Source organism: Citrobacter sp. R4, assembly GCF_026719175.1.
Classification (GTDB): domain Bacteria; phylum Pseudomonadota; class Gammaproteobacteria; order Enterobacterales; family Enterobacteriaceae; genus Citrobacter_A; species Citrobacter_A sedlakii.
On the sequence record NZ_JAPPSU010000072.1, the window covers coordinates 1 to 271 of the forward strand.

A 271-nucleotide genomic window follows, 5' to 3' on the forward strand; every position below is an offset into this window, starting at 1 on the left:
GACTTGACAGACCGCCTGCGTGCGCTTTACGCCCAGTAATTCCGATTAACGCTTGCACCCTCCGTATTACCGCGGCTGCTGGCACGGAGTTAGCCGGTGCTTCTTCTGCGGGTAACGTCAATGACTGTGGTTATTAACCACAATCCCTTCCTCCCCGCTGAAAGTACTTTACAACCCGAAGGCCTTCTTCATACACGCGGCATGGCTGCATCAGGCTTGCGCCCATTGTGCAATATTCCCCACTGCTGCCTCCCGTAGGAGTCTGGACCGT

At 55.7% G+C, this 271-nt stretch carries 1 rRNA gene; it reads right to left on the bottom strand.

From position 1 onward, the window contains the following. Positions 1-271 (bottom strand): 16S ribosomal RNA (locus OOJ60_RS24645); the annotation flags it as partial.